General features: G+C 42.0%; 13 protein-coding genes and 1 pseudogene. 6 read left to right on the top strand and 8 right to left on the bottom strand.

Annotation, left to right across the window (positions count from 1 at the left end):
- Position 1: 1 nt before the first annotated feature.
- The 3 genes and pseudogenes from IEV27_RS13810 (at position 2) to IEV27_RS13805 (ending at position 4,643) form a co-directional block, all read left to right on the top strand.
- The gene (locus IEV27_RS13810) at positions 2-985 is read left to right on the top strand and encodes an ABC transporter permease (protein ID WP_188378075.1); all 984 of its coding nucleotides are present in this window, start codon (positions 2-4) and stop codon (positions 983-985) included.
- A 31-nt stretch (positions 986-1,016) separates the two neighbouring features.
- Positions 1,017-2,066: pseudogene (locus IEV27_RS20125) on the top strand (glycoside hydrolase family 32 protein); the annotation flags it as partial.
- Positions 2,067-2,096: 30 nt separating this feature from the next.
- Positions 2,097-4,643: a glycoside hydrolase family 32 protein gene (locus tag IEV27_RS13805; RefSeq protein WP_373868110.1), complete on the top strand. Its 2,547-nt coding sequence runs from the start codon at positions 2,097-2,099 to the stop codon at positions 4,641-4,643.
- Positions 4,644-4,844: 201 nt separating this feature from the next.
- On the opposite strand, the gene IEV27_RS13800 is transcribed toward IEV27_RS13805, so the two are convergent.
- From IEV27_RS13800 to IEV27_RS13765, 8 genes are all read right to left on the bottom strand, one after another.
- Positions 4,845-6,314: a sodium:solute symporter family protein gene (locus tag IEV27_RS13800; RefSeq protein ID WP_188378073.1), complete on the bottom strand. Its 1,470-nt coding sequence runs from the start codon at positions 6,312-6,314 to the stop codon at positions 4,845-4,847.
- On the bottom strand, positions 6,315-6,536 hold the full coding sequence (locus tag IEV27_RS13795; protein ID WP_188378072.1) for a DUF3311 domain-containing protein: 222 nt from the start codon (positions 6,534-6,536) through the stop codon (positions 6,315-6,317).
- Positions 6,533-8,143: an amidohydrolase gene (locus IEV27_RS13790; protein ID WP_188378071.1), complete on the bottom strand. Its 1,611-nt coding sequence runs from the start codon at positions 8,141-8,143 to the stop codon at positions 6,533-6,535. The genes IEV27_RS13795 and IEV27_RS13790 overlap by 4 nt, the downstream gene beginning before the upstream one ends.
- Before the next feature lie 14 nt (positions 8,144-8,157).
- Complete coding sequence (locus IEV27_RS13785) at positions 8,158-9,393, bottom strand: M20 family metallo-hydrolase (protein WP_188378070.1); 1,236 nt, start codon at positions 9,391-9,393, stop codon at positions 8,158-8,160.
- 287 nt (positions 9,394-9,680) lie between these two features.
- Positions 9,681-9,800: a hypothetical protein gene (locus IEV27_RS20120; RefSeq protein ID WP_229735340.1), complete on the bottom strand. Its 120-nt coding sequence runs from the start codon at positions 9,798-9,800 to the stop codon at positions 9,681-9,683.
- A 705-nt stretch (positions 9,801-10,505) separates the two neighbouring features.
- Positions 10,506-11,672, bottom strand: coding sequence for an aminotransferase (locus IEV27_RS13775; RefSeq protein ID WP_188378069.1), 1,167 nt, complete (start codon positions 11,670-11,672; stop codon positions 10,506-10,508).
- On the bottom strand, positions 11,669-12,166 hold the full coding sequence (locus IEV27_RS13770) for an Lrp/AsnC family transcriptional regulator (protein ID WP_188378068.1): 498 nt from the start codon (positions 12,164-12,166) through the stop codon (positions 11,669-11,671). The genes IEV27_RS13775 and IEV27_RS13770 overlap by 4 nt, the downstream gene beginning before the upstream one ends.
- Before the next feature lie 304 nt (positions 12,167-12,470).
- A complete protein-coding gene (locus tag IEV27_RS13765) occupies positions 12,471-13,421 on the bottom strand; it encodes a DMT family transporter (RefSeq protein WP_188378067.1) in 951 nt (316 codons plus the stop codon).
- Positions 13,422-13,825: 404 nt separating this feature from the next.
- Between IEV27_RS13765 and IEV27_RS13760 the strand changes: the two genes are divergently transcribed.
- The 3 genes from IEV27_RS13760 (at position 13,826) to IEV27_RS13750 (ending at position 15,796) form a co-directional block, all read left to right on the top strand.
- A complete protein-coding gene (locus IEV27_RS13760) occupies positions 13,826-14,308 on the top strand; it encodes a hypothetical protein (protein ID WP_188378066.1) in 483 nt (160 codons plus the stop codon).
- A gap of 66 nt (positions 14,309-14,374) precedes the next feature.
- Positions 14,375-15,259, top strand: coding sequence for an alpha/beta hydrolase family protein (locus IEV27_RS13755; RefSeq protein WP_188378065.1), 885 nt, complete (start codon positions 14,375-14,377; stop codon positions 15,257-15,259).
- Positions 15,260-15,514: 255 nt separating this feature from the next.
- Positions 15,515-15,796 carry a hypothetical protein gene (locus IEV27_RS13750; RefSeq protein ID WP_188378064.1) on the top strand — a complete coding sequence of 94 codons (282 nt, stop codon included), beginning with the start codon at positions 15,515-15,517 and terminating at the stop codon, positions 15,794-15,796.
- Positions 15,797-15,806: the final 10 nt, after the last annotated feature.

The following is a 15,806-nucleotide window of genomic DNA, read 5'->3' as shown; positions in this document are numbered from 1 at the left end:
GATGAAATCAACTCTGTCGTCCAATCAGCAGCCAACTGTCCAACCTGGATTTAAGTTTGGACACCATGCTTCGACACTCTGGAACCAGCTTGGAATGATTATCATTCTGCTCCTGCTGTGCATTGTCATGAGCGTCATGGCACCAAACTTTTTAGATTCTGCTAACCTTACCAATATTTTAAAACAAGTTTCTGTAACCGCGATATTAGCCGCAGGTATGACGATCGTTATTTTAACCGGGGGTATCGATTTATCCGTAGGATCGATCGTAGCTCTGTCGGGCGTTGTTTCGGTTATGGCTTCACAAACAGGCATGAACCCGATTTTCGCCATGCTTCTCGGTATTGGAGCAGGCTATCTAGTCGGATTTATCAATGGAATATTTACTGCAAAGATAGGGCTTCCTGCTTTTATTGTCACATTAGCGAGCATGACTTATGTGAGAGGCCTTGCTTATGTCACGAGTGGAGGGTACCCGGTTGTCTTAGAATCGAATACGTTTCGTTTTGTAGGATCTGGCTCTATTCTATCGATTCCTACTCCTATTTACTTGATGATTCTCGTATACTTCGTCATGTTTCTTGTTTTAAAGTACACGATGTTTGGGCGCCACATTTATGCCATTGGCGGTAATGAAGAAGCGGCTCGACTAACAGGAATTAAAGTGAAAAAAACGTTGGTAAATGTATATTCCATCAGTGGTTTACTCGCTGGTTTAGGAGGCGTTGTCCTAGCCGGTCGTCTTTACTCAGGTCAGCCGACTGCTGGGAATATGTATGAACTTGATGCGATTGCAGCGGTTATCTTAGGTGGATCTAAACTAACAGGCGGTGTCGGTAAAATTCAAGGGACAATTATTGGAGTGCTGATTATGGGCGTAATCACCAACGGCTTAACCCTAATGGATGTCAGCTATTACTGGCAGCTTGTTGTGAAAGGTGGCGTCATTCTCTCAGCTGTGTTAATTGACCGGATTCGTTCCTAAAAAATGATAGAGAAGAGGGATTACTATTTGGATGAAGGCTAGATGGAAACGAGAGTTTCCACTGTTGCTCTGTTTGCTCGTTGTGGGGTTGCCGACCACGGTGCTGGCCGATGAATCAGGGTATTATGAAGAGGCGTATCGGAATCAGTTTCATTTTTCTCCAGAAGCAAATTGGATGAATGACCCGAATGGGATGGTTTACTACGAAGGGGAATATCATTTGTTTTACCAGTACCACCCTTATGGCACGACTTGGGGGCCGATGCATTGGGGACATGCTGTAAGTGAAGATCTCGTGAATTGGGAGCATTTGCCGATCGCCTTATCACCTGATGAACTTGGCGATATTTTCTCGGGAAGCGCGGTAATTGACTGGGACAATACGGCAGGATTCGGGGAAGAGGCGATGGTCGCTATTTTTACCCATGCGGGTCCAGAAGGTCAAGTTCAAAGTCTAGCTTACAGTCTTGATAAAGGAAGGACATGGGAAAAGTATGAAGGAAATCCGGTCATGCCGGATCCTCCAGTCGCGGATTGGCGTGATCCCAAAGTCTTCTGGCATGAAGATTCCAGCCAGTGGGTAATGTCACTTGCGGCAAAAGATAAAATTATGTTTTACACTTCTCCTGATTTAAAAGAGTGGGAGTTTGCTAGTGAGTTCGGCCAGGATGGCGGAATTCAATCCAATAGCCTTGATCAAGTCTCATATGCTATGTCTGAACACACAGGTGGTTCTTTTACGTATGAAGGGGACGTAACCCTTAACGAAAAAAATGGCAGAGAAGGATCTGGCGGGTTAGTCTTTCGCTCCGATAAGGAGGGAGACAATGGGTATATTGCTAGCGTTGATGCAAAAAATGACCGGGTAACGTTAAGTAAAATCTTAGACGGTGAGCCGGAAGAACTGGCTAGTGAATCGATGGCACTGAAAACCACTTCAACTTATCACGTAAAAGCAGTTGTCGATGGAAACACAATCGAAATTTTCATCGATGACCAGCTTGTGATCGAGGAGAAAGACGAATCATTTGAGTATGGATTTTATGGTTTATCATCATCAGACTCAACCGCGGCTTTTCGAAATGTCGAATTTGAAAATACATCAAACTTTTTGACCAATTTGTCCAGCTGGAAAGCGGTCACCGGCACGTGGGAAGATTCTTTAGAGGGGAAAACAGGGGCTTCCACAGAGGATGCCTTCACGTTAAGTGATCAAATCGCCGAAAACTTTTTATATGAAGCGGATATTAAAGTTTCAGGAGACGAAGGGGAAGGTGGAGCCGGCTCTCTCGTTTTCAGAGCCGATCAAGAAGCCAAAAACGGTTACTTTGCCAATGTTGATGCGTTACACGATGTTGTGAAGTTAATGAAGATAGAGGATGGAAATATTACCGTGTTAGCTGAAAAATCAATGAGTGTGGACACTGATCAAACGTACCAATTAAAAGTTGATGCGTTTGACGAAAATATTAAAGTGTATGTCGATGATAAGCTTATTCACGACCTCAATGACGGTACCTTTAAAAATGGGCATCTCGGGTTAAATGTTTGGAATTCTAATACCCAATTCCAGAATGTGAACAAGGGAGAAAATATTAGAACGTCTGAGAAGGAGATTGTGAATCATGATTTTGAAACAGGAGATCTGACGGGGTGGCAGTCTGTGAAAGGAAATGCTTTCACAGATGATCATGTCAGTGATGCGACAAGTTATTGGGGTGGACCTTTTGATCCGCAAGGGACGTACCATTTATGGGGTTTTTCCGACCTACATGATGGAGATAACGCCACGGGTGAATTACGTTCTTCTTACTTTGAACTAGGTGGATCGGGAGAAATTAACTTCCTTCTAGGCGGTGGAAATGATAGCAGCAACCGCTACGTCTCCTTAGTCAGAGCCTCGGATGATGAGGAATTAATCCGCCAGGCCAACGCGAAGTTTGAGGATGATGAAACCTATAAACGATATGTGTGGGATGCTTCTGATTATGTAGGAGAAGTTCTTTATATTAAAGCAGTAGATCAGGCTTCTGGCGGCTGGGGGCATATCAATATCGATGATTTTAACGTTTACCATGAAGGCCCTATGCCAGAAGAGGTTGATCAGGTGGCTGAAGAACCCGAAAAAGATGCCATTAAACAAAGCGGAGTAATTGAAGATTGGACGCCGGTGTCGGGGGATTGGATCAATTCGACACACGGTAGCAATGGAGGAATTTGGGAGTGCCCTACATTAGTTGAATTACCTATCGATGGTGATCCCAACAATACGAAGTGGGTGCTGCAGGTGAGTATCAATGACGGAGGCCCGGCTGGTGGGTCTGGTATGCAATACTTTGTTGGTGATTTTGATGGAAAGTCGTTTATCAATGAGAATCCGTCCGACGAAGTACTATGGAGCGATTACGGAGCTGACTATTATGCGGGAGTCGATTGGAGCGGAGTAGAAGGCGATAATGGTGAAAAATATTGGCTTGGCTGGATGAGCAACTGGCAGTATGCGAATGATACGCCAACTTCAAGCTGGAGAAGCTCGATGACTTTGCCGCGTACAATGGAACTCTCGCAAACGGAAGAGGGAACGCGTTTAAAACAAACGCCAGTTTCTTTAAATAGTATTCGAGACAATAGTCAAAAGACTTCCTATACGAATGAAGTCATTTCCGGTGACAGCAGCCTGCTTTCTGAATTCTCAGGAGATACGTATGAAATGGTCGCTGAATTTGATGTTTCTCAAACAAATGCTTCAGAATTTGGCTTTAAAGTCCGTAAGGGGGAAGGGGAAGAATACACTACGGTCGGATACGATTTAGCAGCTGAACAATTATTTGTCGATCGTACAAACTCCGATGATTTTGATTATGGTAGTAACGTAGTAGATTTGCATCAGGGTTCGTTATCCGTTTCAGACGGGAAAATGAAAATGCACGTATTTGTTGACCGCTCAGCCGTTGAAGTGTTTGGTGCGAATGGAGAGACGGTCATCACCGATCAAATTTTTCCAGATCCATTAAGTAAAGGGTTGGAGATTTATAGTGAGGGTGGAGAAGTCTCGTTAACCTCCCTGGAGATTTACCCTTTAAAGAGTATTTGGAAAGATAAGAATCGATTTAAAACAAACTTAACCGGCTGGAAGCCTGTTTCAGGGAAATGGGCAGAGACGATGGAAGGGAAACAAGGGCAAAGCAGTGGAGACGCTTTTGCCTTATCGAATGATGAAGGCGGCGATTTCCGGTATGAAGCAGCCATTAAAGTGATGGATTCCGACTCTCATCCAGATGATCCTGACCAGGATTTAACTGATAACTTAGTAGGAGCAGGCGCTTTAGTTTTTCGTTCCGATTCAACAGCTGAGAACGGGTATGCCATAAACGTTGATGTGAAAAATAATGCGGTTAAACTTATCAAATTTGTAGATGGAAAGGGCAGCGACTTGGTTGCCTACAATGAGGATGGTGATCTAAATCTAAAAGCTAATCAGGATTATCACTTAGAAGTGGTGACCAAAGGAGAGGAGATTAAAGCTTATTTAGACAATAAGCTAGTAATTGATACAAAAGATGCTACTTTTGAAGAAGGCTACTATGGATTGAATGTATGGGATTCAACGGTCACGTTTAACAAAGTGAAAATGAAACCTAATAAAGGTGAAGGGTGATGGAGAGAGGTTTTCCTTTTGGGAAACCTCTTTTTGTATGGAGAAAAGTTTTTTAAAATGCAACCACATTTCGTTATTTATGAAAACATCCAGATAGACAACATAACGATTCCGGCTATATTTTGATAAGATCGATCAATAAACAAGGCTCATTGAAACATTAGACCAGCACTCCAAAAAAGTGCTGGTCTTTTGGTTTTGTTATGAACCAATCTTCCTATATTCTTCAGCGATAGGAAGTTCTTTTACTTGAGTAAACGAACTTATGAGGATCACGAGGGCAACGTTACAGATTAACCCTAAAATTCCTGCGTCGATATCAAGTGGTCTCGTTTCAGCGACCAGCTGGAAATAATAGTTGACGAGAGTTCCGACAATGAGCCCGGTGATGACGGCGGGTGCTGTGACTCGTTTTGAGTAAAGGGCTGCATAAACTCCGGGAGCGAATTGGACGATGGAGCCGTATGCACCAAGCAGCAAGGCGATCAAACCTTGCCCGCCGAATACGGTAATGAAATAGGCGAGCCCGCCAATAATGAAAACTCCGATTCTCATAATGAGAAGAGTGGCTTTCGATGATAAATCTTTTTTTACATTGCGGACAAAGCCGTCGGTGAATTCGAGTGAAGCACTATGCGTGATGGCGTCGGCTGTCGACATGGCAGCGGCTAAGGCCCCGGCGCCTACAAGACCATAGACCCAACCTGGCAGACTAAGTACAGTCGTAATTAAAAACGGAAGAATCTCATCAGGGGATCCAATTTGTGACGAATCAATCACATTTACTGCTGAAAAACCTACAAACAGTAATGGAATTAAGAAAAGGGCGAAGACGGGATAAACGAGTACCGTTTTCTTAATCGTTCGAGCATTGGTGGCGTATGATTTTGAGAAGAGGTGCGGCCACATGAGGAACCCGATGGTAGAAACCAATATCGTTGTCGTATAAGCCATTGGTGACATCGTTGATCCTTCGACGCCGATCTCTAGAAACCCTGGATTGGATTTCGTTAAGTTTGAGAACATTTCGGGAATGCTGCCATGGAGTTGGTTGACAATTGTTAAACCAACGGTCCATGAGATGACGATCATCAGAATACCTTGAAATACATCAGACCAGGCTGCTGCACGTAAACCACCTGTAGCCACATACACAACAACGATTCCGTAAGATAAGAGAGCACCAAGCCAGAATGGAATGCGGCCTTCGGTCATGATATTGAATATGTACGCCATTCCTTTCATTTGTGTAGCCAGGTATTGAATCGAAGCAAGCAGAGTGATGATTCCGATGAGCATAGCGAGAATGCGGCTCGTGTAACGTTTTTGCAGGAAACCAGAAACGGTATAAATGTTATGTTTGCGGCCAATTTTTCCAATCTTCGGCCCAATGATGTACCAGGGAAGAATGGCGAAAGCCGTATATGTAATGATATAAAGTGCAGGAGCTCCTCTAGAAAAAGCCCATCCTGGTGCTCCTAAGAATGAGAAGGCACTAAAGACAGCACCGCCCATTAAGAACCACATAACGAACAATCCTAAATTACCGCCAGCCACTGTAAATTCTTCCAGTGAGCTTTTATCTTGTTTACGTCCTGCCAGTACCCCGATAAGAAGGGCAACAAATAGATAGCCAATCATCATAATCATTGCAATTTGCCATTGTCCCATTTAGTTCACTTCCTCTTCATCTTTGTCTGGATCGATGCGATACAAAAATAAAACGATGATAAAGGTGATGATAATCCAGAAAATCACCCAAAAAATGGAGAAGGGTAATCCTAAAACAAAGGGTGTCGCTCTGTTTCCTAATGAAAACAGAGGATAGACCATGAGTAAAAAGGGAACAAGTAAGGATAAACTATAGATTTTCACAAATTTTTGCTTCGTCATTGCACATCCTCCTTTTGTTTGTGATAGGCGATTTCACCGTTGAGTATCGTCATATCAACGCCAACCTTTAAAAGCTCCTTTGGCGGGCAATCTAAAATGGCGTGATCCAACACGACGAGGTCAGCTAGTTTTCCAGCTTCAATCGTGCCCTTCTGATCTTCTTCAAAGCTTGCGTAAGCTCCCGCCCACGTATAAGCTCGTATGGCTTCCTCTATAGTAATTGCTTGCTCTAGACCTAGAGGTTCTCCGTTTTTGCTCCGGCGATTGACAGCAGCATGTATGCCGATTAGTGGATTTACGCTAGTGATCGGACTGTCTGAACCAATGGCAAAAGGGATTTGCTCATCTGCGAATCTTTTCAACGGAAACATATGATGAACCCTCTGACCGTAATCTTTTACATAGCCATCACCGAATTCATATAGGAAAGCGGGGTTGGATATTGGGATGGCTCTGTTGGCTTTGACTTTTTGTAAAAGGTCGTTCGGTGTAATCCCTGAATGTTCAATTCGGTGTCGGTGATTGTCCTTTGGAAGCATAACGAGAGAATGCTCAATCGTATGTAGCAGCATTTCGACGGCTTGATCCCCCATGGCGTGAGCCGTGATTTGCCAGCCTTGTTGATGAGCTGGACTTAAGCTGTCGTTTAAAGCTTGTTGGTCTAAGTACAGCACACCTGAGTCTTCTGCGTTACTCGTATAAGGCTCTCTTGTTTTACAGGTCGGACCGCTGCTGCTGCCGTCGATAAAAACTTTGGCGGGGCCTATTTTAAAATGTTCATTTCCGAGTCCTGTGATCATCCCGCTTTGGATTCCTTTTTCGACCATAGAGGGTGATTCATGTAATGAACCATATAAGGCATAGACGCGCTGTTTAACTCTATTCTCGTTAACTGCTTTTTGAAGGTAGCGGATGTGCTTCGTTCCATAGCCGCCAGCATCGTGAACGCTTGTAATACCTAGTTTGAGAAAATCGTCAGAAGCGATTCCCAGCCCTTTCATTACTTCTTCTTCTGAGTAGTCAGCCAACTGGAACAGTTCCATGTGTGCGGCCTCTAGCAGCAGTCCTGTCAATTCACCATTTTGTTTGTTGTATGTACCTCCTTGAGGATCGGGTGTAGCAGGGGTGATGCCAGCTAGTTCAAGCGCTTTACTGTTCACGCAGGAAATATGGCCGCAGGTTCTTACGACAATGATCGGGTGGGCCGTGGATACCGCGTCTAAGTCCCACTTCGTTACATGTCTTTCTTCTATTAAATGGTTTTGGTTATAGCCCCAGCCTTTAATCCACTCTCCTTCTGGTGTTTGAGCTGCTGCGTCCTTTAATTTTTGCTGAAGTTCTAGGATACTATCTACAGTTTTGCAGTTCACCCCGAGTTGATTCGTCCCGTACAGTTCAAGGTGGGCATGCGCATCAATGAACCCAGGTAAAAGACTTCGACCCTCTAAATCGATGATTTCGGTCTTGTCGTTTGTCAGTTTCAAAACGTCATAATTTGTACCAACGTGGATAATGTATTGATCCTTAACCGCTACAGCTGCATGTACGCTGTACCCGGCATCTGAGGTGAAGATTTGTCCATTCACAAAAGCTTTCGTAGCTGCCATCATTCTCCCTCCATTTATGACTGAGCAATCTTAACTGCTGTTTGATAGAGTAATTCAACGCCTTTTTGAATATCTTCCATTTCAGCAAATTCCAATGGATTGTGGCTGATGCCTTTTTCGCACCGAACGAAAATCATGCCATAGTCGCTAATGTAGGACATAAACAGTGCATCGTGAAAAGGTCCGCTCATTAAAGTGGGAGAGTGATATCCCAGTTTTTCATCTTCTTCTCTCATGATGTCTTTGATCCAATCTGCACAATAACGTGGGTCACTGCGCGTATCTTCGCTTAACGAGTAGGTGAGGTTTAATTCAGAACATGTACTTTTAATGATCTCGTATAGCCTTGTTTCTAAACGGTTTCTTGCTTCCATGTCTATATCTCGAAGATCAATCGTGAATTCTACTTTTTCAGGAATAATGTTTCTTGAATTTGGGAAGTTTTGCAGGCTGCCGACAGTGCCTACCGTGTTAAGTGTTCCTTCATTTTTAACCAATTCATTAAATTCGCGGATAATGGTAGAAGCTCCAACGAGCGCATCCTGTCTTAGGTTCATAGGAACGGATCCGGCATGGCCCGCAAATCCTTCAAGGGTAACGGTTAACCAAAGAGGGCCGGAAATGGCAGAAACAATGCCTACAGGTTTCTCTTGAGACTCAAGGACAGGACCTTGCTCAATATGAAGCTCGAGGAAGGCTTCGATGTCTCCAGGCTGGTAGACTGGGCTTTGTGTCACATCAGGGGTAACGCCAAACTCTTTAAGAGCTTCTAATCGGCTCATTCCATTTTTATCTTGGCGCTCCAGTTCTCCTTCTTCTAATTGACCAATCAAGGCACGAACTCCGAATACTCCTTTGTTGAAGCGGGAGCCTTCTTCATCAGAAAAGCAAACCACTTCAATCGTTCGGTTAGGAGTGATGCCTTTATCTTTTAAACTATGTATGACTTCTATCGCGCCGAGCGCTCCTGCCGTGCCGTCAAAACGACCACCGTAGGGCTGAGAATCGATATGGGATCCCAGCATAAGATTAGGCTTCTCTTTTTTCTTACCTTCTATTGTTCCAATCAAATTACCGAAACAATCAATCCGAGTTTCTAACCCAGCCTCTTCCATCCATCGTTTAACGAGATCAACGGCTTGCCGGTCTTCTTTCGAGTGAGCGAGCCGCCTCACTCCTGTTTCGCCGATTTTTCCGATTTCAGCCAATGTGTAAATATGTTCTTCCAATCTGCTGCCGTTTATATCCATTGCCATCACCTCTGTCCATTTTTTTACACTATATCAAGTCTAGGTGGGACTTACAATTGACATAATGTAACAAGATATTAGATTATTCTGTATATTTAGTCTATTGTCATAAGAGGTCTGGGAAAATATTCATAGGCTATGAGAACCTATTTAAAATCCGGTCCATTGAATAACTTGAGCTCCGATGAGGAAAAAAGCGCCACCGCTATTCAGATCCCGAAAAGAGGAAGGTAGTATTTCACCCAAGTCTGCCATTTGACGCCTGCTACAGCGAGTGTCGCCATGAATTAGCCGTAAGTAGGAAATAGAATGTTGCCTAATCCATCGACGAATTGATAAGCAAGAATTGCCGTCTGTTTGGTCACTCTAATAATTTCAGCAAGATGAGCCATAATTGGAATCGTCACGAGAGCTTGTCCGCTTCCTGATGGGGCGAGGAAGTTAAATACGAGTTGAACGCCAAGCTTCTTTTGGAACAGGCGGGCTGGCGTTATATTCTATAAAGTGAAAGTTTAGGTTGTGAGAAGTGTAGGGATTTGAAATAATTGTTAGTAACTTATGAATAACTAAAATGGAGAAGGTGATGGATTGAAATGGAAGTTAAGAATACCCATGATGATTTTTGTGTTTGGACTAGTCTCTGGCGTCCATCAATATATCCCCGGTATCATTATCTTTCAAGATAGTTATCTCTTAAGAAGTGTACAGTACATAGGCACTCTTGCTGTGATTATTTATCTTCTTGAAGTATTTAAAATAAATGAGATAAAAGTTCATTTTTCTCTAGGATTATTACTAATCTTAAATGGGTTTTTATTCGATTACGTAACAACTCTATAAAACCTGATGAGAGTTATGGAATAAGAAATTATCCAAACAGTACTTATTTAATAGTAAGAGAAAAGAGTGATGAATATGAAACTTAACAAGATTAAGTAATCAATAATTTTTTAGAAATAATGAAGGTATATATCGTTACTTTGTTCGCTATTATATCAAGCGCTCTATTTTATCCTGCTTCTATGGTGTGTTATTAGAGTGTTTTGTCGATTCAAACGTTCATTTCTTAAAAAAACAGGAAATTCCAAGAGTGTGGAATTTCCTGTTTTTATTTATATTCTTTTTTCAACGAACCGTTTCATGCGATCCATTGCTTCATCCAGCTGTTTAAGAGAGGTCGCGTAGGAGCAGCGGATGTATCCCTCGCCACTTTCTCCAAATACTTCACCTGGTACAACAGCTACCTGTTCTTCTTGCAGCAATTGCTCGGCAAATTCTGCCGAAGATAATCCAGTTGCCTTAATGGATGGGAAGGCGTAGAATGCTCCGCCTGGATTTGGGCACTCTAGTCCCATTTCATTTAAGCTGCTAACAATAAAGTTCCTTCTTTGTTTATAGCTTTCAATCATTTCCTGCACACTTGGCTTTCCATTTTTCATCGCTTCTAACGCTGCATGCTGAGCCATGGTCGGTGCACACATCATCGTGTACTGGTGAATTTTTACCATGGCTGAGATGATTTCCGAGGGTCCTGATGCATAGCCCAGGCGCCAGCCTGTCATGGCAAAAGCTTTTGAAAAACCGCTGATCAAAATCGTGCGTTCTTTCATGTCAGGAATAGCGGCAAAGCTTGTGTAGGCTTCGTCATAGGTCAATTCAGCATAAATCTCATCTGACAATACAAGCAAATCATGCTTCTTAATAACTTCGGCAAGCTGCTCTAATTCCTGACGAGATAAAAACGTACCTGTCGGGTTATTCGGGTTACACAGCATGATCGCTTTTGTTCGTGGAGTAATCGCTTCTTCGATTTGTTCTGGTTTTAATTTAAACTCATTTTCCGGTTTGGTTTGAATGGTAACCGGTGTTCCGCCAGCTAAACTGACAGTCGGGACATAAGCTACAAAGCCTGGTTCAACCACAATGACTTCATCGCCGGGCTCAACAACTGTCCGCAAAGCAAGATCAATCGCCTGACTCGCCCCTACCGTAACAATGACCTGATCATTTGGATCATAGGAGAGCTGAAAACTGTTGTGCAGATAATTACTGATCTCCTCACGTAACTCCAGCATCCCCGCATTTTCCGTATAAGACGTGTATCCTTGTTCAAGCGCATGAAAGCTTTGTTCGATAAAATTCCATGGTGTGACAAAATCAGGCTCGCCTACCCCAAGCGAAATAACATCTTCCATCTGAGCCGCTAAATCAAAAAAACGGCGAATGCCTGAAGGCTTCAGATCAGCAACATGTCTTGAGATATAAGAAGTTTTATTCATGGTGATACCACAATTCTTTTGTCATCGTCATCATCGTCATGCAAAATAATGCCGTCATGCTTGTAGCGTTTTAAAACAAAGTGTGTCGTGGTCGATAGAACAGAATCCAAAGTAGAAAGTTTTTCAGAAATGAAATTGCCGATTTCCGTCATCGTTTTACCTTTTACTGATACGGACAAATCGTAAGCTCCCGACATCAGATAAACAGCTTTGACTTCAGGAAACCGGTAAATACGTTCAGCTACTTTATCAAAACCAACCCCGCGGGCTGGCGTCACTTTCACATCAACCATCGCGGTAACCTCTTCACCATCTAATACTTTAGCCCAGTCGATCAGCGTAGAGTAGCCAAGAATGGCTTTCTTTTCTTCAAGCTGGTTCAGCAGTTCGCGAACCTCTTCTATACTTTTACCCATTAACTTAGCGATTTTTTCAACTTCTAAATTAGCGTTTTTCTCGATTAGCCTTAACAGTTCTATTTCGTTTTCCTTCACTTTAAGCACCTTCTTTTTAAGTTGTACTATGCTCCATTCTACTAGCTTTCTGAAAGAACTAAAACCCTATTTACAGTAGTTCTCCCATCTAATCTATTTATGAATGCTGGTTTATACTAAAATGAAGAAATAGTAGAAATATTTGTTAGTTAATCGAGGTGGATGTCATTAAATTATTTAAACCTGAGAATTGGAAAGAGGTGGCAGTTATTTCTTCTCTATGTTTTTAATATTTTGGATAGGATGACTAGCTGCGTTTGGAAGTGAATTTATCTTTACCCTTAGAGAAAAAAGAGATAACGGTTCATAGCGCCATCTCTTTTCTTTCCTGAATAGGTTGATTTCTTACGTTATTTACATACACGCTAAACAAAGCAAACCCTAATATAATCGTAACGCCAAATAATGAGTGATAGGAAGTGCTGATTCTAGGATCGAAGAATTGAAATGCAAAAGTGAATATAGGTATAAATGATAAGGACATCATGACAAAAAACGTATCAGAATGTTGAATGCCGACTTGCAGGAAATACAATGGGAGGGCAACACCAATGATCGAAACGACTAAAATCCATGCCCAATTAGATGTCAATTGTCCCAGCAGTCCACCTTGCTGTATAGAGAAGATGAGCGACAATACGATGATGGCATAAAACCGATGAGCTAAAATTTTGGAAGTGCTCCATTGGGCTTCACTAAGTTTTTTTGAATAGATCGCAGCTAAAGCGGCAAAGAACCCACATAGTGCAGCGGAAACAAGGCCCGCTGCTGCGAGGGGAATGGAAGAAAAAGCTACGCCCGAGTTCCCTTGCAGCGTTGCGAAGATAAGAAACAGACTTCCAATAAACGCCCCAATCCCTGTAACTACATCCACTTTATTTACAGATTGACGGTAAAAAATTCTCACGATGATTAACGATGACATCGGACCCACACCAATTTCAATTGCTCCAACGATGGCAGGTTCTATGTATTTCAAGGCAAAATAAAAACTCATAAATACACCAGCCGTACTAAGATTAATGCCAATCATATCTTTTAAATTGTTTGTACGCACACGTGATTTCCCTGAATAGTTACTCAACTGTACCGCATGAAAAAATAGAGCAGTAATGAAGAAGCTAATAAAGGTAAAAGTGAAGGGACTTATGTGTTGTACTTGATTTGAATAATAGACATTGCTGCCGGCTGTCAATACCGCTGAAAAGAGTAAAAATAAGGTACCAATAGCCGTGTAGTTTTTAACTCTATTCAATTAATCCCTCCTGCTCTTTTTGTTTTCCTGTAAATGGATATTTTCCAATTCTAAGTACATACATTATAACTGTCAATCTTTTAATGACAATGATTATCGGTAAAATTAGGATTCAATTGAAACTCTTTGGCTGTGGAATCGTACGTACATAATAAATAGTTAATGAATGACTGGTAAAAAAATATAAAGGAGTTTTTTATTATCCCTTACAAAAATAACAACAAACCTTTTAATGATGGAATGGATCACTTATCTAAAATTGAAGGGTACCCAACCCAGAGGGCTGGCTTAAAACAGTTGCCTAAGGGTATTCGTATCATCGGATATTTTATGATTGGAGGCATGGTCTTCATATTTCTAAGTGTCTTCATTGGTATGTTTCTTTAAAGGAAAGGAGGATCGCATTGAAAGCTGTTCAACGTTTGTTTTTTGTAACTATGCTTGTTTTTCTTGTTGGATGCTCCGATGGAAGTGCAGATGACTTAGAACCATTTGATCATTCAGCCCTTGAAGAAGAATTAAATGCAGAATCCTTTCAACCTAAGCTGCCTGCTCAATTGCCTTATGAAGTAGAAGATTATAATTACACTCCAGGTCCGATGAGTCAAAAGGATACATTACTTAATTTTGAATTCATTGGGAAAGGACCTACTATAATCGAATTGATGACGACTAAAGGTGATATTAATTACGGTGACGATGTAGCCACAGAACAGGTTGAGGTAGGTGACACTCAAGGGGAATATGGTGAAAGTAAAGACGAATCTTCTAAGAGATTAGTGTGGAAAGAGGATGATATCAGCTATGAGCTGAAGTATTTCATGGAAGGGTCTGAGAAGAACATAACGAAAGACGAGTTGATTCAATCAGCAGAATCATTTCAATGATTTAGTTGAAAGCTGATGTTAATTCTGGACGCTGCACCAATTACCTATCTAGGAAGGGGGGATAAATTGTATAAGTTCTGTTTGCGAATTCTTACCCTTTTGTTCTTGGTGATGGGGGCTGGCTGCAGTGAATCGAGTTCTCATGAACCTTACATATTGAGTAATGAAAAGATAGAAATTCCAGAAACCTCTCATTCTAAAACTACGGAAGCCTACCAGTTAAACTATAGAAGTGATGGATTAGAAGTGTCGGGTTTTGTTGTAAAACCTAAAGAAATTAATGAGGATCTCCCCTTACTTATTTTTAATAGAGGAGGCAATCAAGAGTATTCAAAAATTGATGAAAGGATGTTATCCGGCTATCTCTCCTATTGGGCAAATAAAGGGTATGTCGTTCTGGCCTCCCAATACAGAGGGAATGATAGAGGAGAGGGAAAGGAAGAGTTCGGCGGCGCCGATATCAATGATGTGTTAAACCTAACTCATGTAGCAGAAGAGCTTGAAGATGTAGATACCAATAATAAAGTGATGCTCGGGACTTCTCGTGGAGGGATGATGACTTATTTAGCCCTTAAGGAAGAGATGGATATTCAAGCAGCCGCTGTTGTGAGTGGGATCTCGGACCTTTTTCTTTTTTACGAAGAACGTGAAGCAGCTATGAAAAGAGGACTGGCTGAATGGGTTGGTGATCCTGACACTGAAAAAGAAGAATACGAAAAGCGTTCTGCTAGTTACTGGTCTGAAAAGCTAAGTTCACCTCTATTCATTCTGCATGGAGATGAAGACGAAAAAGTATCTGTAGAGCATTCCAGGAAGCTTGCTGATCAACTAGAGCCCAGGAGTCAAGATTTCAAATATAAGGAATACGAAGGCGGAGGTCATGGGTTAACGAATTATGCCGAAGAATACACTGAAGAGGTGGACGATTGGTTTAAACGTTATATCAATTAGTATTGCTTGTCTTGAACCGCCACTCTTAAGGATTGAAATGGCAGCATCGTTTGAGGGAGTAGTTATCACGTGTTCTAGGGAAGGGAGAGGAGTATGAAATCTTTTTCTTTACTTGTGCTGGTTTTGATTTCAGGAATTGTACTGCCTCAAGCAAGCTTCGCTACCTCATGGGCGTATTCTTTCGTGGTGTGGGATGGATATACATACGTTATCAGTGAGGAATAGGTTAATGAGGTAGACAGGGAGATTGGTCACGTGACTTCCTATTCAGATATGGAACAATACCGAGGCAACTTTTCTAATGCATATAGAGAAGGCACGAAGTACTTTTCAATTGAAGGGATTAGTACAGAGGAAGCTATCGCTGTGCAAGAAGAGGATGGCAGGTTTATTAAAGCTCATCGAGAAGGTGAGTATACTTACGGTGAGAATGAGTACTGGGATGAAGATTCGGTGTTTGCTAGTTTAATGATTACTGTGCTGGGGTTGTTACTTGTCATTTTTGTTATTGGTTATTTTGTTAAAAAGAGAAACTAGTCTGTAGATT

The sequence above is a fragment of the Halobacillus andaensis genome, from assembly GCF_014636475.1.
Taxonomy (GTDB): domain Bacteria; phylum Bacillota; class Bacilli; order Bacillales; family Halobacillaceae; genus Halobacillus_A; species Halobacillus_A andaensis.
Note: the sequence above shows the minus strand (reverse complement) of the source record. Positions and strands in the feature narration are given on the sequence as shown.

Excerpts from the sequence above, each read along its gene's own strand:
- IEV27_RS13810 (WP_188378075.1), top strand. The coding sequence starts at position 2 with ATGAAATCAACTCTGTCGTCCAATCAGCAGCCAACTGTCCAACCTGGA.
- IEV27_RS13800 (WP_188378073.1), bottom strand. The coding sequence starts at position 6,314 with ATGGGACAATGGCAAATTGCAATGATTATGATGATTGGCTATCTATTT.
- IEV27_RS13795 (WP_188378072.1), bottom strand. The coding sequence starts at position 6,536 with ATGACGAAGCAAAAATTTGTGAAAATCTATAGTTTATCCTTACTTGTT.
- IEV27_RS13790 (WP_188378071.1), bottom strand. The coding sequence starts at position 8,143 with ATGGCAGCTACGAAAGCTTTTGTGAATGGACAAATCTTCACCTCAGAT.
- IEV27_RS13785 (WP_188378070.1), bottom strand. The coding sequence starts at position 9,393 with ATGGATATAAACGGCAGCAGATTGGAAGAACATATTTACACATTGGCT.
- IEV27_RS13775 (WP_188378069.1), bottom strand. The coding sequence starts at position 11,672 with ATGAATAAAACTTCTTATATCTCAAGACATGTTGCTGATCTGAAGCCT.